The organism is Variovorax sp. OV084 (genome assembly GCF_900111625.1).
GTDB lineage: Bacteria > Pseudomonadota > Gammaproteobacteria > Burkholderiales > Burkholderiaceae_C > Variovorax.
On the sequence record NZ_FOII01000006.1, the window covers coordinates 296,820 to 318,494 of the forward strand.

The window sequence follows — 21,675 nt, forward strand, 5'->3', positions numbered from 1 at the left end:
CCCCGAACCGTCATAGGGGTAGAAACGTGGCGGCAGCCTCATTTCAGTACACCCCACCCTCAGCGCGCCGGACGCGTGCCGCTTCTTCGGCATTGGCCGCATCTGTCGCGGCCTGCCCCTCCGCCATCAGGCGTTGCTCGGCGCTGATGCGGGTCATTTCTGCCTCCCTCGCATACCGTGCACGCGCGTCGTCATCGGCACGCTTGGCGGCTTTGCGGGCGGGTTCTTCCTCGCGCCATTTGCGGTAGTCAGCGAGCCAACGTTCGGCGGTGTCGTCGCTGTAAAGATTCAGGCGTCCCGCTGTCAGATCGGGGATCAGCTTCGGAGCCCCCTTTTCCATCAGCGTTTGACGCAAATACGGAATGCCGATGTTCAGTTCTTCGGCCAAGTCGGACATCGTCCATTTTCCAAAGGGTCCAGATGCGGGCATGTCAGCTCCATGCGGCAGCGCAACCCGGGGGCTGCACTGTCGAAAATGTTTGGGAAAAAGACCCCCGGTGGCCGCGCTGGTCCGGGGGTTTGAGGCGGAGTAATCGGTCGCTACCGACCTATCGATAGTAGGAGTAGCGCTCTCGAAAGGCGAGAAAAGAACGCCCTGAAGCGCGACTTTCGTTATTGCTCCGCTGGCATTACACAGGCAATAACGTCGCGCTTCAGATACCTGTACACCCCGCCCAGCTTCCGGCGCGGCGGAAGCCACTTTTTGCGCTTGTAGTACATGTTGGTCAGCGACTCGGGCGACATACGGAGGAAGGTGGCAACTTCTTCCGTGAGCATGACCTCAGGCAGATCGGCGCCAACCTCTGGGCCGAATGCGATACGTGGTGACTTAAATTCGGGCGCGGTTTGGCCCATGGATCCGGCAGACATGACTCATCCTTGTTACAAGGACTGCCCGCCAGTCGCAGGTCAATGTGGACCCAGAAACACCCGACGTTGTCCCATAGGGGCGGTGATCGTCGGAAACCATTTTGTAACCCGGCTGCTTTGCTGCGGTCGCGAAAGCTCGGATGCTACGAAGGAGTTTAAATTGCTTTCTTTGAGGCCGAGAAGCGATTTCTTGAGGCTCGACCTCCCGGCCTGTTTTCTAGCTTGTTTCCTAGCGACGCAACAAAAATGACAAAGATTTCTCCCCGAGAAACCATCCTTTACGGAATACCGAACTGCGACACCGTCAAGCGCGCCCGCGCCTGGCTCGATGAACATGGCGTGGCCTACACCTTCCACGACTTCAAGAAACAGGGCGTGCCCGAAGCCGAGCTCGACCAGTGGCTGAAGAAGCCCGGCTGGGAGGCCCTGGTCAACCGCAAGGGCACCACCTGGCGCAAGCTGGACGACGCCACCCGAGAAGGCGTGGTCGACGCCGGTTCGGCCCGCGCGGTGCTGCTGGCCAACCCCAGCCTGATCAAGCGGCCGGTGGTCAACTGGGGCCCGAAAAAGCCCGTTACGACAGGGTTCGACGCCGAATCCTGGGCTGTCAACGCCGTGTAAACCCCGGAACCCGACCTACAGCCCGGCGTCAAACCGCGATCTGCAGGAGAGACACACCATGAACAAACTCGTTTTTCGCACCCTCGCCGGCATTTCCGTGGCCGGCACGCTGGCCGCGGGCACCGGCGTCGTGCACGCCCAGCAGAACCAGGTGGTCCAGGCCCGGGTGATTTCCGCCACCCCGATCCGCGAAACGACCGGCAGCGACGTGAACTACAACGTCACCTACGAGTACAACGGGCGTCAGTACACCACCCGCATGAACAGCCAGCCCGGCGCGACCATTCCGATCCAGGCCAGCGGCTACGGCGTGACGACCTCGCCGGTGGCGCCGCAGTCGCAGGTGCAGACCTATCCGGTCGAGGCCAACAACGGCGGCTACGCCCCGCAGTCCGGAGGCTCTCCCTGGGACAACGTGGTGCCCGAACCGGGCGTAGTGGTCTCCAACGCCCCCGCCCCGGTCTATCAGCCCGCGCCGGTATATGCCGATCCGGTCTACGTGCAGCCGGCCTATGCGTACCCCTATGCCTATCCTTACGTCTACCCGCCGGTCGGCATCTCGCTGAACCTCGGCTATTCGCGCGGCTGGGGCGGCGGCTACCGTGGCGGCTGGGGTGGCGGATACCGCGGCTGGCACCGCTGAGCCACCGGCCGGCGGCCCAAGCCGCCCGAGCCCCTAAAATCGAGGACTTTTCCAACCCTTGACGGGTGCGCCGCTGGTGCGGTGCGTCCTCGATTTGCCGACCGCCCAGGCGCCGGCGCCACCCAATGACGACGACTACCGATACTCTGAACAGCGCCGCAGTGGCCACCAAGGCCAATGTGTACTTCGACGGCAAATGCGTGAGCCACAGCCTCACGCTCGCGGACGGCACGAAGAAATCGGTCGGCGTGATCCTGCCGTCCACCCTCACCTTCAACACCGGCGCCCCCGAGATCATGGAAGGCACCGCCGGCAGCTGCGAATACCTGCTGTCGGGCACCAGCGAATGGGTGGCCTCGGGCCCCGGGCAGAAGTTCAGCGTGCCGGGCAACTCCACTTTCCAGATCCGCGTGAGCGGCGAGCCCTACAGCTACATCTGCCACTTCGGCTGAACCGCGAACCCGGGAAACCTGACATGTCGACCATCCTCCAAAACGTTCCCGCCGGCCAGAAGGTCGGCATTGCCTTCTCGGGCGGCCTGGACACCAGCGCGGCGCTCCACTGGATGCGCAACAAGGGCGCGATCCCCTACGCCTACACCGCCAACCTCGGCCAGCCCGACGAGCCCGACTACGACGAGATCCCGCGCAAGGCGATGCTCTACGGCGCCGAAAATGCCCGCCTGATCGACTGCCGCGTGCAGCTGGCCAACGAAGGCATCGCCGCCCTGCAGGCCGGCGCCTTCCACGTGACCACCGCCGGCGTCACCTACTTCAACACCACGCCGCTGGGCCGCGCCGTCACCGGCACGATGCTGGTGTCGGCCATGAAGGAAGACGACGTCCACATCTGGGGCGACGGCAGCACCTACAAGGGCAACGACATCGAGCGCTTCTACCGCTACGGCCTGCTGACCAACCCCAACCTCAAGATCTACAAGCCCTGGCTCGACCAGGTCTTCATCGACGAGCTGGGCGGCCGCGCCGAAATGTCGGCGTTCATGCAGAAGGCCGGCTTCGCCTACAAGATGTCGGCCGAAAAGGCCTACTCGACCGACTCGAACATGCTCGGCGCCACGCACGAGGCCAAAGACCTCGAGCACCTGAACAGCGGCATCCAGATCGTGCAGCCCATCATGGGCGTGGCCTTCTGGAAGGACGAAGTCGAAGTCAAGCGCGAAACCGTCTCGGTGCGCTTCGAAGAAGGCGTGCCCGTTGCGCTGAACGGCGTTCGCTACGCCAACCTGGTCGACCTGATCCTCGAAGCCAACCGCATCGGCGGCCGCCACGGGCTGGGCATGAGCGACCAGATCGAAAACCGCATCATCGAGGCCAAGAGCCGCGGCATCTACGAGGCTCCGGGCCTCGCGCTGCTGTTCATCGCCTACGAGCGCCTCGTCACCGGCATCCACAACGAAGACACCATCGAGCAGTACCGCGACAACGGCCGCCGCCTCGGCCGCCTGCTGTACCAGGGCCGCTGGTTCGACCCGCAGGCCATCATGCTGCGCGAAACGGCGCAGCGCTGGGTGGCGCGCGCCATTACCGGCGAAGTGACGGTCGAACTGCGCCGCGGCAACGACTACTCGATCCTGAACACCGAATCGGCCAACCTGACGTACAAGCCCGAGCGCCTGAGCATGGAAAAGGTCGAGGGCGCGTTCACGCCGCTGGACCGCATCGGCCAACTCACGATGCGCAACCTCGACATCGTCGACACGCGCGAGAAGCTCGCGATCTACACCCGGGTCGGCCTGCTGTCGTCGGGCGAAGGCGCTTCGCTGCCGAAGCTGGCCAACGACGGCGACGCAAGCTGATCGCCGCTCTCTGCCTCCCCTGCGAGGCAGAAACGACAACGGGCCCCTCGGGGCCCGTTTTTCATTGGTGCGCTGCGAGGGTCAGTCCCCGCCACCTCCACCGCAGCCGCCGCCACACCCGCCACCGCCGTCAGATGAGCCGCCCCCATCGCCGGAGCCGCCGTCACCGCCACTGCTCGACGACTCGCTGCCGCCGAACCCGCCGGCATCACCCGCGCTGCCACCATCCGACGAAGACGATTCCCCAAAGCTGGTGCCGCATTGGGCGTCCGAGCCGATGTACCGCTCGACCGCCCGGCAGTCGGGCACGTAGTGAAAGCCGCCGTCGATCGCGAACTTGACGTCCAGCGCGAACAGCAGCGGCAGGCGCGCCGGCTTGCGCGGATCGATGCTCTCCTCCTTGCAGGCCCAGTACCAGGTGCGGCGCAGGCCGTCGTTGCGCCGGGCATCCTTGCCCAGTACCTCGGCCGGGCTGTGGTGCAGCATGCCGCCGAAGGCCGCCTTGCACCAGTTCTGGTAGCCCTGCGTGTGCAGGATGAACTCGTGCCAGGCCGTGTCGACCACCTTCGAAGGCATCGCCACGAACTTGCGCTCGCTGCGCAGGTGCGCCATGAAGAACTGGCGCAGGCCGCGCAGCACCAGTTCGGCGTCGCGCCGGCTGAGCTGCGGATGCGCCTCGCACAGCTTGCCGACAAGGAATGGCGGCAGCCGCGCTTCGCGGATGAACTGGCGCCGCAAGCTGGTTTCGAGGAACTTGAGCACCGCCGAAAACAGCAGCGCCACCACAATCACGGCCACCACCGAGCCCCAGCGGCGCGAGCCCAGAAACAACGCGAGCAGCGCAATGAGCGGCACCGCCCGTCGGGCCCATAGCAGCGCGCCGATGCGGCGGCGGAAATTCAAGTGCAGGAAGTCGAGATCCATGCCGTCAGACCACCACCGGCTCCGGCTCCAGCCGGATGCCGAAGCGCTCGTACACGCTGGTCTGGATGGCCTTGGCCAGGGTCATCACCTCACCGCCGGTCACCGGGTTCTCGCGGCCGCCGCGGTTGACCAGCACCAGCGCCTGCCGCTCGTAAACGCCGGCATTGCCCACCGACTTGCCCTTCCAGCCGCAGGCATCGATGAGCCAGCCGGCTGCCAGCTTGATGCTGCCGTCGTCCATCGGGTAGTGAACGATCTTGGGGTCGCGCGCGATGATGTCCGCGCATTGCTCGGGCGTGACGGTCGGGTTCTTGAAGAAACTGCCGGCGTTGCCCAGCACGCGCCAGTCGGGCAGCTTCGCGCGGCGAATAGCGCAGATCCAGTCGAAGACGTCCTGTGCGCTCGGCGTGAAGTTGCCGGTTTCTTCCATCTTGCGTTCGAGGTCGAGGTAGCCGACCACGGCCTTCCAGGGCTTGGGCAGGCGAAAGCGCACCCGGGTGATCACCGCCCTGCCCGCCAGGCCGAAGTCGTTCGGGCCGCTGCGCACGTGCTTGAACACCGAATCGCGATAGCCGAAGGCGCATTGGGCGGCGTCGAGCGTGAAGCTGCGGCCGGTTTCCAGGTCGAAGGCGTCGAGCGAATCGAAGCGGTCTTGCAACTCGACCCCGTAGGCGCCGATGTTCTGCACCGGCGAGCCGCCCACCGTGCCCGGAATGAGAGCCAGGTTTTCCAGCCCCGGGTAACCGTTGCGCACCATCCACTCGACGGCGTCGTGCCAGATCTCGCCGGCACCGGCCTCGACGATCCAGGCGCGCGGCGTTTCTTCCACCAGCCGCAGGCCCTTGATCTCGATCTTCAGCACCAGCGGCTTGACGTCGCCCGTGAGCACGATGTTGCTGCCGCCGCCCAGCACGAACCGGGGCGCGTCGCGCCATGCCGGATCGGCGCGCAGCGCGACCAGGTCGGCCTCGCCCGCAATGCGCGCCAGATGCTGCGCACGCGCGACGATGCCGAAGCTGTTGTAGGGCTGCAGCGGGACGTTGGACTCCACGATCATGGGAGAATTGTCGCATCCAGCACCAGTGAATTCAGGAGAGAGTCCATGCCGTCCTTCGATACCGTCTGCGAGCCCAACCTGCCCGAGGTGAAGAACGCGGTCGAGAACACCGCCAAGGAAATCGGAACGCGCTTCGATTTCAAGGGCACGGCCGCCGCCGTCGAGCTCAAGGACAAGGAGATCACCATGATCGGCGACGCCGAGTTCCAGCTCGTGCAGGTGGAAGACATCCTGCGCAGCAAGCTCACCAAGCGCAGCGTCGACGTGCGTTTCCTCGACAAGGGCGACGTCCAGAAGATGGGCGGCGACAAGGTCAAGCAGGTCATCAAGGTCAAGAGCGGCATCGAAAGCGAGCAGGCCAAGAAGATCACCCGCATCGTCAAGGACAGCAAGCTCAAGGTGCAGGCAGCCATCCAGGGCGACGCGGTGCGCATCACCGGCGCCAAGCGCGACGATCTGCAAGCCGCCATGGCACTCATCAAGAAGGACGTGCCGGACATGCCGCTCACGTTCAACAACTTCCGCGACTGAGCGGCTCCCTTCATGAAAGCCCTTGTCGTCGCAGCGCAGCTGCTGGCTGCCGCTGCAGTGGCGCATGCCGCCGGCTCGGTCACCCTGACCGGCAGCATCGGCAGCCGCGCGATCCTGATCGTGAACGGCAACCCGCCCAAGACCGTGGCGGTCGGCGAGAGCTACCAGGGCGTGAAACTGCTCTCGCTGCAGGCCGAACAGGCCGTGGTCGAACTCGACGGCAAGCGCGTCAGCCTGCGCATGGACACGCCGGTCAGCATCGGCGGCGGTGGCAGCTCAGGCGGGGGCGGAAACCGTGTCGTGCTGTCGGCCGACAGCCGCGGGCATTTCATGACGCAAGGCGCCATCAACGGCCGGCCGGTCACGTTCATGCTCGACACGGGTGCGACGTCCATCGCGCTCTCGGCCGACGACGCCCAGCGCATCGGGCTCGACTACAGCAAGGGCCAGCGCGTCATGATGAACACCGCCAACGGCACGACTTCGGGCTACAAGCTGCGGCTGCAGTCGGTGCGCGTGGGCGACGTCGAGGTCTACGACATCGACGCCATCGTCTCGCCGCAGGCCATGCCCTTCGTGCTGCTGGGCAACAGCTTCATCAATCGCTTCTCGATGCGGCGCGACGCGGACCAGATGGTCCTCGAAAAACGCTATTGATTGAGCGTCAGGCCTGCGCGGCCGTCACCACGATCTCGATCTTGTAGGCCGCATTGGCCATCTTGGCCTGCACGGTGGCGCGCGGCGGCGTGTTGCCGGCCGGAATCCAGGCGTCCCACACCTCGTTCATCGCCGTGATGTCGGTGATGTCCGCCAGGAAGATCTGCGTCATGAGAATGCGCGACTTGTCGCTGCCGGCCTCGGCCAGCAGGCGATCGACCATGCCCAGCACCTGCGTGGTCTGGCCGCGGATGTCCTGCGAGGTGTCGTCGGGCACCTGGCCCGCGAGGTAGATGGTGCCGTTGTGCACGGCCGTCTCCGAGAGACGGGGGCCGACGTGGAAGCGGGTGATGGAGGCCATGGTGTTCTTTCTTCAGTCCTGTTTCTTCTTGGAGCCGAGCTTCGACTCCGTGCCGGCCGCGAGCCGGCGGATGTTTTCGCGGTGCCGCCAGATCAGCAGCAGGCTCATGACGATGAGCGCGATCAGCACTGTGCGGTCGAGCGGCCACGCGATGCCGCCGCCGATCAGATAGTAGGCCGGTGCGAAGAAGGCCGCCACCAGCGACGACAGCGACGAGTAGCGGAAGAAGACGGCGATGATCAGCCAGGTGGCGCCGGTGGCCAGCCCCAGCCAGGGCGCGACGCCCACCAGCACGCCTGCCGCCGTAGCCACGCCCTTGCCGCCCTGGAAGCCGAAGAACACCGGATACAGGTGGCCAAGAAACGCTGCCAGGCCGGCCAGGGCAGCAACGCCCTCCCCTAGCCCCCACTGCGCGCCGAACCGGTGAATCAGGAACACCGGCACCCAGCCCTTGATAGCGTCGAGCAGCAGCGTGGCCAGCGCCGCACCTTTATTACCCGAGCGCAGCACATTGGTGGCGCCGGGATTCTTGCTGCCGTAGCTGCGCGGATCGGCCATGCCGAGCGCCTTGCTCACGATGACCGCGAAGGACAGCGAGCCGATCAGGTACGACGCCACGATGGCGATGAGGGAAGGCAAGTTGAAACTCAAGACGGCACTCCGCGGGGGATGGTTGTTGTTCTATTCGGCGACGAGCGCCTGGGGCGGCGATTGGATCACAACATACTGCTTGCGAAACTCGAAGCCGCGGTCGGGCCACTGTGTCACATAGGCGCGCAGGGCCTCGGCGCCGGCGGACCAGTCCTCGCCGTTGACGCGGCAGTCGGCCTGCACCTGGCCCTCGGCGTCGCGCACGGCATAGAGGCGCACGGCGTGGAGACTGTCCGATTCGATCTGCGGCTTGAAGGCGTCCCAGGTATTGGTGAACAGGCAGCAGGGGCAGAACGGGTGCTCTTCCTCAACCTCGGCCGCCGGCAGCGCCGCCCGGTGCGCCACGGGGCCGAACAGCACGCGCCGCTGCCGCCCCTCCTTCCAGCTCATGTCCATCGACGTGCAGTGGGCGAGCTCACCGCCCAGCGCATCCTGGAACACAACCAGATCGACCTGCGCCCACAGGTCGAACCCGCGGGTCAGGGCCTGCTCGGTGGTTTCGCCGCCCGAATGCTGGTACTCGAAGACGCCCTGCGGCAAGAGTCCGGCATGGGCCACCTCGATGGTGCTGGAGGTGCGCACGCTGCCGTCCTCGGCGCGCGAGTAGCTCAGGATCTGCGGCAGCAGCCAGAGTCCGTCGGACAGCGTGACCCAGCCATCGCGTGCGAGCGCGGCGGCCTGGCCGCGCGCCAGCAGTGCGTCGCGCAGCAACGCCGACAGGTCGAGCGATTCGGTCCATTCGCGCTCGTCGTTGCGAAAGGCAAGTGCGAACGCCGTGCCCTGGCCCGGGTTGCCAGCGGCTCGCAGGGGAAAGAAGTCGGAAGACGAGGATGTCGCCATGGCGCCGGCTATTCTGCCAGCGCACATTGCACGGGCTTCGCGCCCAGCAACCCCACGCACACCTGCGGATCGATGCCGATCAGGTAGCCGCGGCGCCCGCCGTTGAGCACGATCCTCGGCAGTTCGAGGATGGTCGATTCCACATACACCGGCATCTCGCGCCGCGTGCCGAACGGCGAAGTACCGCCCACCATGTACCCGCTGTGCCGCTGCGCCACCTCGGGCTTGCAGGGCTCGACCGACTTGGCGCCGATCTGCCGCGCGAGGTTCTTGGTCGACACCGTGCGGTTGCCGTGCATCAGCACGATCAGCGGCTTGGCGTCCTGGTCTTGCATGACCAGCGTCTTGATGACGGTGAACGGGTCGAGCCCGAGCATCTCGGCGCCGCGCTGCGCACCGCCGTGCTCGACGTACTCGTAGGGGTGCTCGGTGAAGGAGATCTTGTGCGCACGCAGCAGCTGGGTGGCGGGCGTCTCGGAGGTGTGAGTGCTTTTCTTGGCCATCTCGGTGGCAACTGCGGGTTCAGGATCGCTTCAGAAAACCTGGTGTTCCACGGCAAAAAATCTGCCGTACTACATTGAATTCCATTCCAGCCATGCAGCATACGCCAGCCCCGGTGGCCACGGCTTCGTTCTACCTCGGGCTGGTGCTGGCCGTGGTGGCGATGCACGCGGCGGTGCTCTGGCTGCTGCTGGTCGCCACGCAGCCGCACGGCCGCGAGACCGCCCCGGTGAAGCGAATGGTCATGGAGGTGGTGCAGGTCGAAGCCCCAGTGAAGGCCGTGCCTCCCGCACCGCGGGAAGCGGCGCCGCAAACCACGACTGCGACCACACGCGCGACAACCACGCGCATGCCCCGAACTGCTCGCGGCAAGGCGATCACCGTCCCCGCTACGCCAGTCACACAGCCGCCGCAAGCCACGACAACCCCCGCGCCGCTGATCCTTCATTCGGAAAGCACCCGCCGCGCCCTGCGCGACATCGGCCGCGAGCGCTCATTCGCGGAACGCGCCGGCCAGAACCTCAACGGCACCCCGCGCTCAGCCTTTGATTCCAGGTTGAGCGCAGGCGTCGCAAGCGCTGCACACGGCGACTGCATGAAGGGCCAGTTCAAAGGCGGCAACATGGGCCTGCTGAGCCTGCCAGCCCTCGCCCTGGCCGCCGCCCAGGGCGAATGTGGCCGTTGAATTACGCAGCAGGGTCGCGAATCTCCCAGCGGATCTTGTCGATCTCCGCCAGGATTTCCGCCGACAACGTGGTGCCGTACACGTCCAGGTCTTCTTCCAGCTGCGCCACCGAGGTCACGCCGATGATCGTGCTCGCCACCTGCCACTTCGTGTAGCAGAAGGCCAGCGCCAGCTGCGTCGGCGTCAGGCCGTTGTCGCGGGCCAGCTGGTTGTAGCGCTTGGCCGCGCGCAGCGAATCGGGGCGGCCCCAACGCTGCTTGCGCACCGATTCGTAGCTCGAAATCCGCGCGCCCTTCGGCGCATCCGGCCCTTCGATGCCGCTCTGGTCGTACTTGCCCGTCAGCAGGCCGAAGGCCAGCGGCGAATACGCCAGCAGCGACACGCCCAGCCGGTGCATCGTCTCGTCCAGCCCGTTCTCGTAGCCGCGGCTGATGAGGCTGTACACGTTCTGCACCGTCGCCACGCGCGGCAGCCCGTGCTGCTCGGCCAGCCGCACGAACTCGTGCACGCCGTACGGCGTTTCGTTCGACAGGCCGATGGCGCGCACCTTGCCCGCCTTCACCAGCTTGCCCAGCGCTTCGAGCTGCTCGTGGATCGGCGTCTTCGAGGTTTCCTTCGCCGGGTCGTAATACATGTTGCCGAACAGCGGCACGTGGCGCTCCGGCCAGTGGATCTGGTAGAGGTCGATGACGTCCGTGCGCAGCCGCTTCAGGCTGGCGTTGCACGAGGCTTCGATGTCGGCCGCCGTCATGCCGCTGCCTTCGCGCACCCAGGGCATGCCGCGCGACGGGCCGGCCACCTTGGTCGCGACCACCAGCTTCTCGCGCGCACCGGGGTTGGCGGCGAACCAGTTGCCGATGATGGTCTCGGTGACGCTGTAGGTTTCCTTGCGCGTGGGTACCGAGTACATCTCGGCGGTGTCGATGAAGTCGACGCCGCGCTCGAGCGAGCGGCTCAGGATGGCGTGGGAGGTGGGCTCGTCGACCTGTTCGCCGAAGGTCATCGTGCCAAGGCAGATCGGGGTGACGTGCAGGTCGCTTTGACCGAGTTGGATCTTTTTCATGCGCGGGATGCTACCGCCCCGCCCCACAGCCTGCTGGCCGCCCCATCAAAACCCGAGCGTTCCGCCCCCGCCCGCTGTCCTGTGCCGGACTGCGTCAGCACAAAGGCCTCTTTATCATCGACGCCCATGTACCAAGCCCTCCGCCCCTCCCGCAGCGAATTCGTGCCCGTGCGCAACCTCAGCTACCACGTGCGCCTCTGGGGCCAGCCCTCCGACGAGCGCCCGCCGCTCGTGCTGGTGCATGGCTGGATGGACGTGGCCGCATCGTGGCAGTTCGTGGTCGATGCGATGGAGGAAGACCGCTTCATCATCGCCCCCGACTGGCGCGGCTTCGGCCTGACCGACGGCGGCGGCGTCGACAACTACTGGCTCGCCGACTACCTGGCGGACCTCGAGTGGCTGCTCGACCACTACGCAGGCGAAGACGACAGCGCCCGGCAGGTCGACCTCGTCGGCCACAGCATGGGCGGCAACGTCGTCATGCACTACGCCGGCGTGCGGCCCCAGCGCATCCGCCGCTTGGTCAATCTCGAAGGCTTCGGCATGCCCGCGCGCAAGCCCGAGGAAGCGCCCGCGCGCTACGGCCAGTGGATCGACGAGCTCAAGCGCCTGCATCGCGGCGAGATGGCGCTGGCTGGCTATTCGGCCGTGGAGGGCGTGGCGCGCCGCCTCATGAAGACCAACCCCCGCCTCACGCCCGACAAGGCCAACTGGCTGGCCAGCCACTGGTCGGTGAACCACGCCCAGCCCGACGGCAGCGAGCGCTGGCAGATCCTCGGCGAGGCGGCGCACAAGATCGTCAACGCACACATCTTCCGCGTCGACGAAACGCTGGCGCTCTACGCGCGCATCACCGCTCCGTTGCTGATGGTCGAGGCATCCGACGACAGCCTGAAAGGCTGGTGGAAGAGCCGCTACACGCTCGACGAATTCCACGAGCGCCTGAGGTCGGTTGCCAACAGCCGCATCGAGCGCCTCGAAGACGCCGGTCACATGCTGCACCACGACCAGCCGCAGCGTGTGGCGCGGATGATCGAGGAGTTCCTCGCGAACTGAGGCTCAGGCGCGGCGCGATTCGCTGTCGAGGCTCGCCATCTGCGCCGCCGCATAGCGGTCGCCAGCCGCAGCGCCCTTCGGCACCGCCCGCTCGATGGCTGCGAAGTCGTCGGCCGCCAGCTTCACGTTCAGCGCGCCCAGCGCTTCTTCCAGCCGCGTGCGCTGCCGCGCGCCGATCAGCGGCACGATGTCGTCGCCCTGCGCCGCCACCCACGCAATGGCGATCTGCGCGACGGTGACGCCCCTGGCCTCGGCGATCTTGCGCAGCGCATCGACCAGCGCGAGGTTGCGGTCCACGTTCTCGCCCTGGAAGCGCGGGCTGTGCGCCCGGAAATCCTTCTCGCCCGCCGCATCCTTCTTCCAGTGCCCGCTGATCAGGCCGCGCGAGAGCACGCCGTACGCGGTGATGCCGATGCCCAGCTCGCGGCAGGTCGCGAGGATGTCGTCCTCGATGCCGCGCGAGATCAGCGAATACTCGATCTGCAGGTCGCAGATCGAGTGCACGGCCGCCGCCTTGCGGATGGTCTGCGAGCCGACTTCCGACAGGCCGATGTGGCGCACGTAGCCCGCCTTCACCAGGTCGGCGATGGCGCCGATGGTGTCTTCGATAGGCACGTTCGGGTCGAGCCGCGCCGGGCGGTAGATGTCGATGTGGTCCACGCCCAGGCGCTGCAGCGAGTAGGTAGCGAAGTTCTTCACCGCCGCGGGCCGAGCGTCGTAGCCAACCCAGCCACCGGCCGGGTCGCGCATGGCGCCGAACTTCACGCTGACCAGTGCGGCATCGCGCTGCGAACCCTTGAGGCCCTTGAGCGCTTCGCCGATCAGCATTTCGTTGTGGCCGCTGCCGTAGAAGTCGCCGGTATCTAGCAGCGTGATGCCCGCGTCCATCGCGGCATGGATGGTGGCGATGCTTTCTGCGCGATCCGAAGGGCCGTACATGCCCGACATGCCCATGCAGCCGAGACCGAAGGCGGAAACCTTGGGGCCGTTCATGGCCTTGGTGCCGAGTTGAAGTGTGTTCATTGCAGTGTCCTTTCTGACTTTTTGACTGTGGCCGGACGCGGTTGCGAACGGCATGGCGCTAGTCTGGAAGGAATCGGCCCGTTCGATAATCCGTCCGGCAGCGCACGGGTTGTGCAGAAAAACGCACAATCCCGCCATGACCGATCCCGATCTTTCCGATCTCGGCGCCTTCGTTGCCGTGACCCGGGCGCGCGGCTTTCGCGGCGCCGCCACGCTGCGCGGCGTATCGCCCTCCTCGCTCAGCGAGGCCATGCGGCGGCTCGAAGCGCAGCTTGGCGTGCGCCTGCTGAACCGCACGACGCGCAGCGTCACACCCACCGAAGCCGGCCAGCGGCTGCTGGACCGCATCTCGCCCGCGCTCGACGACATCGCGGGCGCGCTCGACACGCTCAACAGCTTTCGCGACAGTCCCACCGGCACGCTGCGGCTGAACGTACCGACGATCGTGACGCAGCGCGTGCTGCCGCCGCTGGCCAGCCGCTTCCTGGCGGAGCACCCGGGCATCACGCTGGAGATCACGACCAACGACACCTTCATCGACGTACTCGCCGCGGGCTTCGATGCCGGCATCCGCTACGACGAGAGCATTGCGCGCGACATGATCGCCGTGCCTCTGGGCCCTCGCACGCAGCGCTTCGTGGCCGCGGCGTCGCCTGCCTACCTGGCGAAGCACGGAACGCCCAGGCACCCGACCGACCTGCTGCAGCACGCCTGCATCGCCCACCGTTTCCCGAGCGGCGTGCTCGCCACCTGGGGCTTCGTGCGCAAGGGCAAGGCCGTCAAGATCACGCCGGCAGGGCCGCTGATCGCGTCGATGCTCGACCTCGAACTGCACGCCGCCGAGTCGGGCCTGGGCCTGATCTACACCTTCGACGAATACCTGCGGCCCTCCATCGACCGCGGCACGCTGGTGCCCGTGCTCGAAGACTGGTGGCAGAGTTTTTCGGGGCCGTTCCTGTACTACCCGAGCCGTACGCACATGCCTGCGCCGCTGCGCGCGTTCGTCGACTTCCTGAAGAACGAAAGCCAGCCCGCCTGATATTCGACAAGCGGATATCGAAGCGCACGAATCTTCGTTCGCGCCGCAGGCACCGCGACCTAGAGTGCGCAGCTCCCTCTTGCCTCCCGGAGTTGCCTGTCATGCGCTTTTCTTCGCGCGCGCCCTCGCTGGCGCGCTGGTCCGCCCCACTGCTCGGCGGCCTTGCCCTGAGCCTGCTTCTTCAGGTTTCCGCCCACGCCGCCGACCTGCGCGTGGGCTTCATGCCCGGCCCGTACCGCGATGCCTTCACGAACGGCATCGAGCCCCAGCTGAAGAAGCTCGGCTACACCGTCAAGTACGTCGAGTTCAGCCAGGGCGTGCAGCCCAACGACGCAGTCGAGCGCGGGCAGATCGACGCCAACATCTTCCAGCACACGCTGTACCTCAACGCCACCAACAAGCAGCAGGGCTTCGACCTCGTGCCGGTGGTGCATGTGCCGACGCCGCCGATGGGCCTGTACTCGCAGCGCCACAAGTCGCTCGACACGGTGCCCGACGGCGCCACGGTCACGCTGCCTTCGGACCCGGTGAACGCGGCGCGCGCGCTCAACATCCTCGCGGCCGTCGGCTGGGTCACGCTCAAGCCGGGCGTGAGTCCGCTGGCCGTGTCGGAGCGCGACATCGTGAACAACCCGAAGCGCCTGAAGCTCGTGCCGCTCGAAGCCGCGCAGGCCCCGCGCTCGCTGGCCGATGCCGACATCGCCGCCGTGCAGGGCAACTTCGCGGTGGCCTCGGGCCTGAAGCTCACCGATGCGCTCAAGCTCGAAAACATGACGCTGCCCTACGTGAACGTGGTGGCCGTCAAGCGCAGCAACGAGCAAGCCCAGTTCGCGAAAGACATTGCGGCGGCCTACCAGTCGGCCGAGTTCCAGCGCTTCTTCAGGGCCAACCCGACATGGGCCGGCTACCGGCTGCCCGACTACTTCTCCCAATGAGCCTTTCGACCAGCCCCAAGCCCCGGCAACTGCACCTCAACGTCAACATCCTGCATTCGGGCTTCGTGCCCTCGGCATGGCGCCTGCCGGAGAGCGATCCGCGGGCCTTTGCCGACATCCGGCATTACATCCGCACGGCGCAGATCGCCGAGGCGGCCAAGCTCGATGCGGTGTTTCTCGCGGACAACGCGGCCATCGTCGACCAGATCAACTTCCGCCCGATCACCGCACTGGAACCCACGGTGCTGCTGGCCTGCGTGGCCGCGGCCACCACGCACATCGGCCTGATCGCCACTGCCTCGACCAGCTACAACGAGCCCTACAACATCGCCCGCCGCTTCGCCACGCTCGACCATGTGAGCGGTGGCCGCGCGGGCTGGAACGTGGTGACCACGGCCGACCTGCCCTCAGCACGCAACTTCGGCCTCGACGCCACGCCCGACCATGCGAAGCGCTACGCACGCGCCTCGGAGTTCACCGACATCGTGAAGGCGCTGTGGGACAGCTGGGAGGACGACGCCTTCATCGGCGACAAGGCCACCGGCAACTTCATCGACACAACGAAGGTGCACGCCATTGCGCACCGCGGCGAACACTTCGCGGTGCAGGGCCCGCTGAACCTGCCGCGCCCGCCGCAGGGCCATCCGGTGCTGGTGCAGGCCGGTGCTTCGGCCGACGGGCGCGAGCTGGCGTCGCGCCATGCGGAGGCAGTGTTCTCGGCCTCGCAATCGTTCGAGGAATCTCTGGCGTATGCCCGCGCGCTGAAGACACGCGCCGCCGAACTGGGCCGCGGCCCCGACGCAGTGAAGGTGCTCGCGGGCCTGACCACCATCGTCGGCAGCACCGAGGCCGAAGCCCGCCGCCGGCGCGACGAGCTGGTCGACCTGATTCCGTGGGACTACAGCCTGACGCGCATCGCCGGCACGCTGGGCATTGCGCCCGACCGCCTGAAGCTCGACGAGCGCCTGCCCGACGACCTCCCACTGCCCGGCAATGGCAACGGCAACCACACCTTCTTCAATGCAGTGGTCGCGGCGGGCCGCACGCACGGCTACACGGTGCGGCAGTTGATTCGCGAACTGGCGGGCGGCGGTGGGCACCGCGTGATCGTGGGCACGCCGGAGCAGATCGCGGACGACATCGAGCGCTGGTTCAGGGCCGGTGCGGCCGATGGGTTCAACCTGATGCCCGATGCGCTGCCGCATGGGCTGCAGGATTTTGTCGACGGCGTGGTGCCGATCCTGCAGAAGCGCGGGATCTTTCGCACCGAGTACGAAGGCCGCACGCTGCGCGACCATCTGGGGCTGGCGCGGCCCGCTGGTCGAGCGGCGCAACAGCGGCTGGCGGCCTGAGACCGGCCGCGCCCTTCACTCTTCGTCGGCGTCGTTACCCGTGAGGGACAGCACTTCTTCGACGAAAGCTTCGAACAGCGGCAGCGCGGCAGGCAAGCCGTCGAGCGACTCAGCCTCGCCTGCATCGAAGAAATGCGGCTTGCCAGCCGGCATGGCAGCCCACTCGCCAGCCTCCAGCAGCAGCCCCAGGTAGCCGTCGGCAGTCGGCACGTAGAACAGCCCCGCGTTGTCGAGCACGCGCTGCCCCTTCTTCTTGCCACGCCCCCAACTCACGCCCTGCCCGGCCAGGTGTTCGGTGATCCAGCCGTCGCACACATGTGTGTCGCGCCAGCTTCCCTGAGCATCGAATACAGCCAGAACGGGCATGGGAGTCCTTTTCTTGCGGGAAGAGTTATTGCAGGAAGCTGGGCTTGGCGTAGCCCTGGAACTTGCTGTCGACCACGGCCTTGAACTCCTTCGAGCGGTAGGCATCAGCGATGTCCTTGGCCCACTGGGTGTTCTTGTCGGCGGTCTTCACGGCGACCACATTCAGGTAGTAGTCGGGCGTTTTCTCGAGCACCACGGCCTCGGTGAGCTTCAGGCCCGACGAGATCGCGAAGTTGCCGTTGACGATGGCGTATTCAGTGTCGCCCAGCGAGCGTGGCAGTTGCGCAGCTTCGAGCGGAATGAACTTCAGCTTCTTCGGGTTCTCGGCCACGTCCTTTTCGGACGCGCGCAACGGATCGATGCCGGTCTTGATGGTGATCAGCTTGTTCTGCTCCAGCAGCACCAGCGCGCGGGCCAGGTTGCTCGGATCGTTCGGCAGCGTCACGCGGTCGCCTTCCTTCACGTCGGCCAGCGTCTTGCGCTTGGTCGAGTACACGCCCATGGGCGCGATCGGGCCTTGCACCAGTTCGGAGAGGTCGAGTTTCTGGTCGGCTGCGAACTTCTTCAGGTACACCTGATGCTGGAAGAAATTGGCGTCGAGCGAGCCCTGGGCCAGCGCCAGGTTGGGCTGCACGTAGTCGTTGAACTCGACCAGCTTCACCTTGTAGCCCTTCTTTTCGAGGATGGGCACGATGCCGGCCTTGAGCTGGTCGGCGTTGGAGCCGGCGGTGCCGCCGATCACGAGGTTCTTCTTGGCGGGGTCTTGCGCGTGGGCCTGCAGCGAGAGGCCGCCGAGGGAGACGGCAGCCAGGGACAGGGCGAGAACGGAACGGCGCAGGAATGCGGTTTTCATGAGATAGGGAAAGCAGGGAAGAAAAGAGAAGGAATCAACGCTTGTCGAGCCTGCTTGCCGTGGTGTTACCCACGAATTGCAGGATCTGTACCAGCACCACGAGCAGCGCCACGGTGAGCACCATCACGTCGGTCTGGAAACGGTAGTAGCCGTAGCGGATGGCCAGGTCGCCGATGCCGCCGCCGCCCACCACGCCGGCCACCGCCGAGTACGAGAGAAAGCTCACGGCCAGCACCGTCAGTGCCAGCACCAGCCCCGAACGGGCCTCGACCAGCAGCACGCGCCAGACGATCTGCAGCTCGGTCGCGCCCATGGCGTGGGCCGCCTCGATCACGCCGCGCGGCACTTCGCGCAGGCACTGGTCGACCAGCCGGGCAAGGTACGGAATGGCCGCGAACGACAGCGGCACCGCGGCCGCCAGCGGCCCGATCGACGTGCCCGCAATCACCCGCGTGAATGGCACCAGGGCCACCAGCAAGATGATGAAAGGGAATGAACGCACCGTGTTCACCAGCCAGTTGAGCACCAGGAACGCGGGCTTGTTCTCCAGCGACTGGCCGGGGCCCAGCAGGAACAGCAGGATGCCCAGCGGCCCGCCGATGAGCACGGCGGCCGACAGGCCGATGGCCAGCATCATGAAGGTCTGGCCGGTGGCGACCCACAGCTCGGGGAGGATGGGGGCGATGTTCTCAAACATAGGCCAGCTCCTGTGCGCCGAGCTGCGAGGGCGGGCGCGGCGAATAGGGTTCGCGCGCCTCGCGTTCGCGGCGGCGCACCAGTTCGTCGATTTCGCGGCCCAGCGCGGTCTTGCGCTCCACGCTCGGAGCGTCGACCGCGAACTGCTCCACCAGCCGGCCCTTTTCGAGGATGGCCACGTTGCGGCACAGCACCTCGACCACCGACAGCTCGTGCGTGACGATCACGATGGTCACGCCGATCTTCTGGTTGATTTCGCGCAGCGTTTCCAGCAGCGAGCGCGTGGTTTCGGAGTCGAGCGCCGAGGTGGGCTCGTCGCACAGCAGCACCTGCGGGCGCGGCGCCAGCGCGCGGGCAATGGCCACGCGCTGCTTCTGGCCGCCGGAGAGCTGGGCCGGGTAGGTGTCGATCTTCTCGGCCAGGCCCACGAGCGCCAGGCATTCGCGCACACGTGCGTTGATTTCGGCCTTTGAATGGCGGCCGTGGATCTTCAGCGGGAAGGCCACGTTGTCGAACACCGTGGCGTTCTGCAGCAGGTTGAACTGCTGGAAGATCATGCCGATGTTCTGGCGCGTATCGCGCAGCTCGCGGCGCGAGAGCGTGGTGAGGTCGCGCCCGCCGACGAAGACCTGGCCCGAATCGGGCCGCTCCAGCAGGTTGATGAGGCGCAGCAGCGTCGATTTGCCGGCGCCGCTCTTGCCGATCAGGCCGAACACGTCGCCCTGCTGGATGTCGAGCGACAGCGACTGCACGGCGTCGAACACCTCGCCATTGGGCAAGGCGAAAGACTTCTGCACCGATTGAAGACGGATGACTGGCGCCGCGTGGCCGCGGCCCGCGTCAGGCGTAGGGTGGGTCATGGAAAAGAAGCGCAGCCCGCGCAAAGGCAGGTCGCGGAGGTTCGCAAAAAGGTGCCGAGTATGAAAAGAAACGCAGCGAAAGGGAACGAACAAAAAGGATGCTGTTTATACGCATATGCGCATAAGGAAATCCTGTAGCGGGCAAGACACGCCATATCGATATGCGCATTGGTTCGTTCCCAAACGCTGGCGGCAATGCCACATTCGCGCCTTCTTTTTTTGATTTCGCGCAACGACATGCATACCTCTTTCCGCCGCCGCACCCTCGCCCTTGCCACGCTGGCCGCCGCCCTCTTCGCCGGCAGCGCCGCCTTCGCGCAGGACAAGAACACGCTCAAGGTCGGCGTCTCCGTCGGCAACGGCGAGCAGATCTTCGAGGTGGTCAAGAAGGTCGCCGCCAAGGACGGCCTGAACATCCAGGTCGTGGTGTTCAACGACTACCAGCTGCCCAATGCGGCGCTGGCCTCGGGCGACCTCGACGCCAACGCCTTCCAGCACCAGCCCTTTCTCGACAACCAGAACAAGGCGCGCGGCTTCGACATCGTGCCCGTGGGCCTGACCATCACCGCGCCGCTGGGCTTCTACTCGCGCAAGATCAAGTCGATCGACCAGCTGCCTGATGGCGCCTCGGTCGGCATCCAGAACGACCCGTCGAACGGCAACCGCGCGCTGTTGCTGCTGCAGCAGGCCGGCCTGATCACGCTGAAACCCGAGGCGGTGAAGAACAACACGGCCACGCCGCTGGACGTGGTGACGAACCCCAAGAAGCTGAAGCTGGTGGCACTCGACGCGGCCCAGCTGCCGCGCTCGCTCGACGACCTGACCATTGCCTCCATCAACAACGACTACGCCGAGAAGGCCGGCCTGTCGCTGAACAAGGACGCCGTGATCAAGGAGTCGCCGAAGAGCCCGTACGCCAACCTGATCGCCGTGCGCCGCGCCGACAAGGACAAGCCCTGGGCCAAGCGCCTCGTGGCCGCCTACCAGTCGCCGGAGGTGAAGAGCTTCATCGAGACCCAGTTCAAGGGCTCGCTCGTGCCGGCGTTCTGATTTCGGGTCTTGCGCCTTCCCCCAGAGGGGAAAGGCGCAATACAGGGGCACTCCCTGGCTGGCTGGCGGACCGTGAGAAAATGCCCGGTTTCCCCGAACACAGTCAGGACACCCCATGGACGCAGAACAGATCAACCAAATCGGCGCAATGCTCGCGGACCTGAGCGTCCGTACGGTCGATTTACGGAGGTATCTTTGACTACGATGCCAAAGCCGAACGTCTGAGGACGGTCAACGCATCGCTCGAAGACCCGAACGTCTGGAACGACCCGAAGAAGGCCCAGGAACTGGGCAAGGAAAAGAAGTCGCTCGACGACGTGGTCGTCACGCTCGACCGGCTCACCAACGGGCTCTCGGACAACACCGAACTCTTCGAAATGTCGAAGGAAGACGGCGACATGGACGGCCTGCAGGCCATTGCCGATGACGCCGCCACGCTCGAAGCCGACATCAAGCAGCTCGAATTCCGCCGGATGTTCAACAACCCGGCCGATCCGCTGAACGCCTTCGTCGACATCCAGGCCGGCGCCGGCGGCACCGAGGCTTGCGACTGGGCCAGCATGCTGCTGCGCCAGTACCTGAAGTACGCCGAGCGCAAGGGCTTCAAGACGCAGATCGAAGACGAAACACCCGGCGACACCGCCGGCATCAAGGGCGCGACCATCAAGGTCGAGGGCGACTACGCCTTCGGCCTGCTGCGCACCGAGACCGGCGTGCACCGCCTGGTGCGCAAGTCGCCGTTCGACTCGTCGGGCGGCCGCCACACGAGCTTTGCCAGCATCTTCGTGTACCCGGAAATCGACGACTCCATCGAGATCGAGATCAACCCGGCCGACGTGCGCACCGACACCTTCCGCGCCAGCGGCGCGGGCGGCCAGCACATCAACAAGACCGACTCGGCCGTGCGCCTGACGCACATTCCGACCGGCATCGTGGTGCAGTGCCAGGACGGCCGCAGCCAGCACAGCAACCGCGACGTGGCGTGGAAGCGCCTGCGCTCGCGCCTGTACGACCACGAGATGCGCAAGCGCCAGGAAGAGCAGCAAAAGCTCGAAGACAGCAAGACCGACGTGGGCTGGGGCCACCAGATCCGCAGCTACGTGCTGGACAACAGCCGCATCAAGGACCTGCGCACCAACGTCGAAGTTTCGGCCACGCAGAAGGTGCTGGACGGCGACCTCGACGTGTTCATCGAAGCCTCTCTCAAGCAGGGCGTGTAAAACCG

The 21,675-nt window shown here is 66.1% G+C and carries 27 protein-coding genes; 13 read left to right on the plus strand and 14 right to left on the minus strand.

Annotated elements, in window-relative coordinates:
- Positions 1-43: 43 nt before the first annotated feature.
- A complete protein-coding gene (locus tag BMW87_RS18625; RefSeq protein WP_093077896.1) occupies positions 44-397 on the minus strand; it encodes a hypothetical protein in 354 nt (117 codons plus the stop codon).
- A 215-nt stretch (positions 398-612) separates the two neighbouring features.
- Complete coding sequence (locus BMW87_RS18630) at positions 613-870, minus strand: helix-turn-helix domain-containing protein (protein ID WP_143062592.1); 258 nt, start codon at positions 868-870, stop codon at positions 613-615.
- Between the two features lie 246 nt (positions 871-1,116).
- Between BMW87_RS18630 and BMW87_RS18635 the strand changes: the two genes are divergently transcribed.
- The 4 genes from BMW87_RS18635 (at position 1,117) to argG (ending at position 3,950) form a co-directional block, all read left to right on the plus strand.
- Positions 1,117-1,491: an ArsC family reductase gene (locus tag BMW87_RS18635; protein WP_093077899.1), complete on the plus strand. Its 375-nt coding sequence runs from the start codon at positions 1,117-1,119 to the stop codon at positions 1,489-1,491.
- A 58-nt stretch (positions 1,492-1,549) separates the two neighbouring features.
- A complete protein-coding gene (locus BMW87_RS18640) occupies positions 1,550-2,134 on the plus strand; it encodes a glycine zipper 2TM domain-containing protein (protein ID WP_093051696.1) in 585 nt (194 codons plus the stop codon).
- A gap of 125 nt (positions 2,135-2,259) precedes the next feature.
- The gene (locus BMW87_RS18645) at positions 2,260-2,586 is read left to right on the plus strand and encodes a pyrimidine/purine nucleoside phosphorylase (RefSeq protein ID WP_093051699.1); all 327 of its coding nucleotides are present in this window, start codon (positions 2,260-2,262) and stop codon (positions 2,584-2,586) included.
- A 23-nt stretch (positions 2,587-2,609) separates the two neighbouring features.
- A complete protein-coding gene (gene argG / locus BMW87_RS18650) occupies positions 2,610-3,950 on the plus strand; it encodes an argininosuccinate synthase (RefSeq protein ID WP_093051703.1) in 1,341 nt (446 codons plus the stop codon).
- An 81-nt stretch (positions 3,951-4,031) separates the two neighbouring features.
- Here argG and BMW87_RS35115 read toward each other — a convergent pair whose 3' ends face one another.
- Both BMW87_RS35115 and murB read right to left on the minus strand, forming a co-directional pair.
- Positions 4,032-4,874, minus strand: a complete 843-nt coding sequence (locus BMW87_RS35115; RefSeq protein WP_093051705.1) for a glycine-rich domain-containing protein — start codon at positions 4,872-4,874, stop codon at positions 4,032-4,034.
- 4 nt (positions 4,875-4,878) lie between these two features.
- Positions 4,879-5,931 carry a UDP-N-acetylmuramate dehydrogenase gene (murB, locus tag BMW87_RS18660; RefSeq protein ID WP_093077901.1) on the minus strand — a complete coding sequence of 351 codons (1,053 nt, stop codon included), beginning with the start codon at positions 5,929-5,931 and terminating at the stop codon, positions 4,879-4,881.
- 45 nt (positions 5,932-5,976) lie between these two features.
- Here murB and BMW87_RS18665 point away from each other — a divergent pair, with 45 nt between their 5' ends.
- Entirely contained in the window at positions 5,977-6,462 is a 486-nt protein-coding gene (locus BMW87_RS18665; RefSeq protein ID WP_093051716.1) for a YajQ family cyclic di-GMP-binding protein, read from the plus strand.
- Between the two features lie 12 nt (positions 6,463-6,474).
- Entirely contained in the window at positions 6,475-7,119 is a 645-nt protein-coding gene (locus BMW87_RS18670; RefSeq protein ID WP_093051719.1) for a retropepsin-like aspartic protease family protein, read from the plus strand.
- Positions 7,120-7,126: 7 nt separating this feature from the next.
- Here the strand turns inward: BMW87_RS18670 and BMW87_RS18675 are convergent, their stop codons facing one another.
- From BMW87_RS18675 to BMW87_RS18690, 4 genes are read right to left on the minus strand one after another with little or no spacing between them, the layout of a single operon-like run.
- A complete protein-coding gene (locus tag BMW87_RS18675; protein WP_093051722.1) occupies positions 7,127-7,480 on the minus strand; it encodes a RidA family protein in 354 nt (117 codons plus the stop codon).
- Between the two features lie 12 nt (positions 7,481-7,492).
- On the minus strand, positions 7,493-8,131 hold the full coding sequence (gene plsY / locus BMW87_RS18680; RefSeq protein ID WP_093051725.1) for a glycerol-3-phosphate 1-O-acyltransferase PlsY: 639 nt from the start codon (positions 8,129-8,131) through the stop codon (positions 7,493-7,495).
- A gap of 30 nt (positions 8,132-8,161) precedes the next feature.
- Positions 8,162-8,971: a DUF6348 family protein gene (locus BMW87_RS18685; protein ID WP_093077902.1), complete on the minus strand. Its 810-nt coding sequence runs from the start codon at positions 8,969-8,971 to the stop codon at positions 8,162-8,164.
- A gap of 8 nt (positions 8,972-8,979) precedes the next feature.
- Entirely contained in the window at positions 8,980-9,474 is a 495-nt protein-coding gene (locus BMW87_RS18690; protein ID WP_093077904.1) for an aminoacyl-tRNA deacylase, read from the minus strand.
- Positions 9,475-9,566: 92 nt separating this feature from the next.
- Here BMW87_RS18690 and BMW87_RS18695 point away from each other — a divergent pair, with 92 nt between their 5' ends.
- Entirely contained in the window at positions 9,567-10,157 is a 591-nt protein-coding gene (locus BMW87_RS18695) for a hypothetical protein (protein WP_093077905.1), read from the plus strand.
- 1 nt (position 10,158) lies between these two features.
- On the opposite strand, the gene BMW87_RS18700 is transcribed toward BMW87_RS18695, so the two are convergent.
- A complete protein-coding gene (locus BMW87_RS18700) occupies positions 10,159-11,220 on the minus strand; it encodes an aldo/keto reductase (protein ID WP_093077907.1) in 1,062 nt (353 codons plus the stop codon).
- Positions 11,221-11,346: 126 nt separating this feature from the next.
- Here BMW87_RS18700 and BMW87_RS18705 point away from each other — a divergent pair, with 126 nt between their 5' ends.
- Complete coding sequence (locus BMW87_RS18705; protein ID WP_093077908.1) at positions 11,347-12,276, plus strand: alpha/beta fold hydrolase; 930 nt, start codon at positions 11,347-11,349, stop codon at positions 12,274-12,276.
- Between the two features lie 3 nt (positions 12,277-12,279).
- On the opposite strand, the gene BMW87_RS18710 is transcribed toward BMW87_RS18705, so the two are convergent.
- On the minus strand, positions 12,280-13,299 hold the full coding sequence (locus BMW87_RS18710; protein WP_093077910.1) for an aldo/keto reductase: 1,020 nt from the start codon (positions 13,297-13,299) through the stop codon (positions 12,280-12,282).
- A 136-nt stretch (positions 13,300-13,435) separates the two neighbouring features.
- Here BMW87_RS18710 and BMW87_RS18715 point away from each other — a divergent pair, with 136 nt between their 5' ends.
- From BMW87_RS18715 to BMW87_RS18725, 3 genes are all read left to right on the plus strand, one after another.
- Positions 13,436-14,338, plus strand: a complete 903-nt coding sequence (locus BMW87_RS18715) for a LysR family transcriptional regulator (protein WP_093077911.1) — start codon at positions 13,436-13,438, stop codon at positions 14,336-14,338.
- Between the two features lie 101 nt (positions 14,339-14,439).
- A complete protein-coding gene (locus tag BMW87_RS18720; protein WP_093077913.1) occupies positions 14,440-15,273 on the plus strand; it encodes a MetQ/NlpA family ABC transporter substrate-binding protein in 834 nt (277 codons plus the stop codon).
- Positions 15,270-16,625, plus strand: a complete 1,356-nt coding sequence (locus BMW87_RS18725) for an LLM class flavin-dependent oxidoreductase (protein ID WP_093077914.1) — start codon at positions 15,270-15,272, stop codon at positions 16,623-16,625. Before BMW87_RS18720 ends, BMW87_RS18725 begins: the two co-directional genes overlap by 4 nt.
- Before the next feature lie 15 nt (positions 16,626-16,640).
- Here BMW87_RS18725 and BMW87_RS18730 read toward each other — a convergent pair whose 3' ends face one another.
- The 4 genes from BMW87_RS18730 to BMW87_RS18745 are packed head-to-tail and all read right to left on the minus strand — an operon-like array spanning position 16,641 to position 19,400.
- On the minus strand, positions 16,641-16,991 hold the full coding sequence (locus BMW87_RS18730) for a cupin domain-containing protein (protein ID WP_093077916.1): 351 nt from the start codon (positions 16,989-16,991) through the stop codon (positions 16,641-16,643).
- 25 nt (positions 16,992-17,016) lie between these two features.
- Positions 17,017-17,844, minus strand: a complete 828-nt coding sequence (locus BMW87_RS18735; RefSeq protein ID WP_093077917.1) for a MetQ/NlpA family ABC transporter substrate-binding protein — start codon at positions 17,842-17,844, stop codon at positions 17,017-17,019.
- A gap of 34 nt (positions 17,845-17,878) precedes the next feature.
- Positions 17,879-18,541: a methionine ABC transporter permease gene (locus tag BMW87_RS18740; protein ID WP_007835547.1), complete on the minus strand. Its 663-nt coding sequence runs from the start codon at positions 18,539-18,541 to the stop codon at positions 17,879-17,881.
- Complete coding sequence (locus tag BMW87_RS18745) at positions 18,534-19,400, minus strand: methionine ABC transporter ATP-binding protein (RefSeq protein WP_093077961.1); 867 nt, start codon at positions 19,398-19,400, stop codon at positions 18,534-18,536. The genes BMW87_RS18740 and BMW87_RS18745 overlap by 8 nt, the downstream gene beginning before the upstream one ends.
- Positions 19,401-19,637: 237 nt before the next feature.
- Here BMW87_RS18745 and BMW87_RS18750 point away from each other — a divergent pair, with 237 nt between their 5' ends.
- Together BMW87_RS18750 and prfB are read left to right on the plus strand one after the other, a co-directional pair.
- The gene (locus BMW87_RS18750) at positions 19,638-20,450 is read left to right on the plus strand and encodes a MetQ/NlpA family ABC transporter substrate-binding protein (RefSeq protein WP_093051901.1); all 813 of its coding nucleotides are present in this window, start codon (positions 19,638-19,640) and stop codon (positions 20,448-20,450) included.
- Positions 20,451-20,565: 115 nt separating this feature from the next.
- A protein-coding gene (gene prfB, locus BMW87_RS18755) for a peptide chain release factor 2 (protein ID WP_097198623.1) occupies positions 20,566-21,670 on the plus strand; the annotation gives its coding sequence in 2 pieces (ribosomal slippage) (positions 20,566-20,646 and positions 20,648-21,670; 1,104 coding nt in all).
- Positions 21,671-21,675 lie beyond the last annotated feature (5 nt).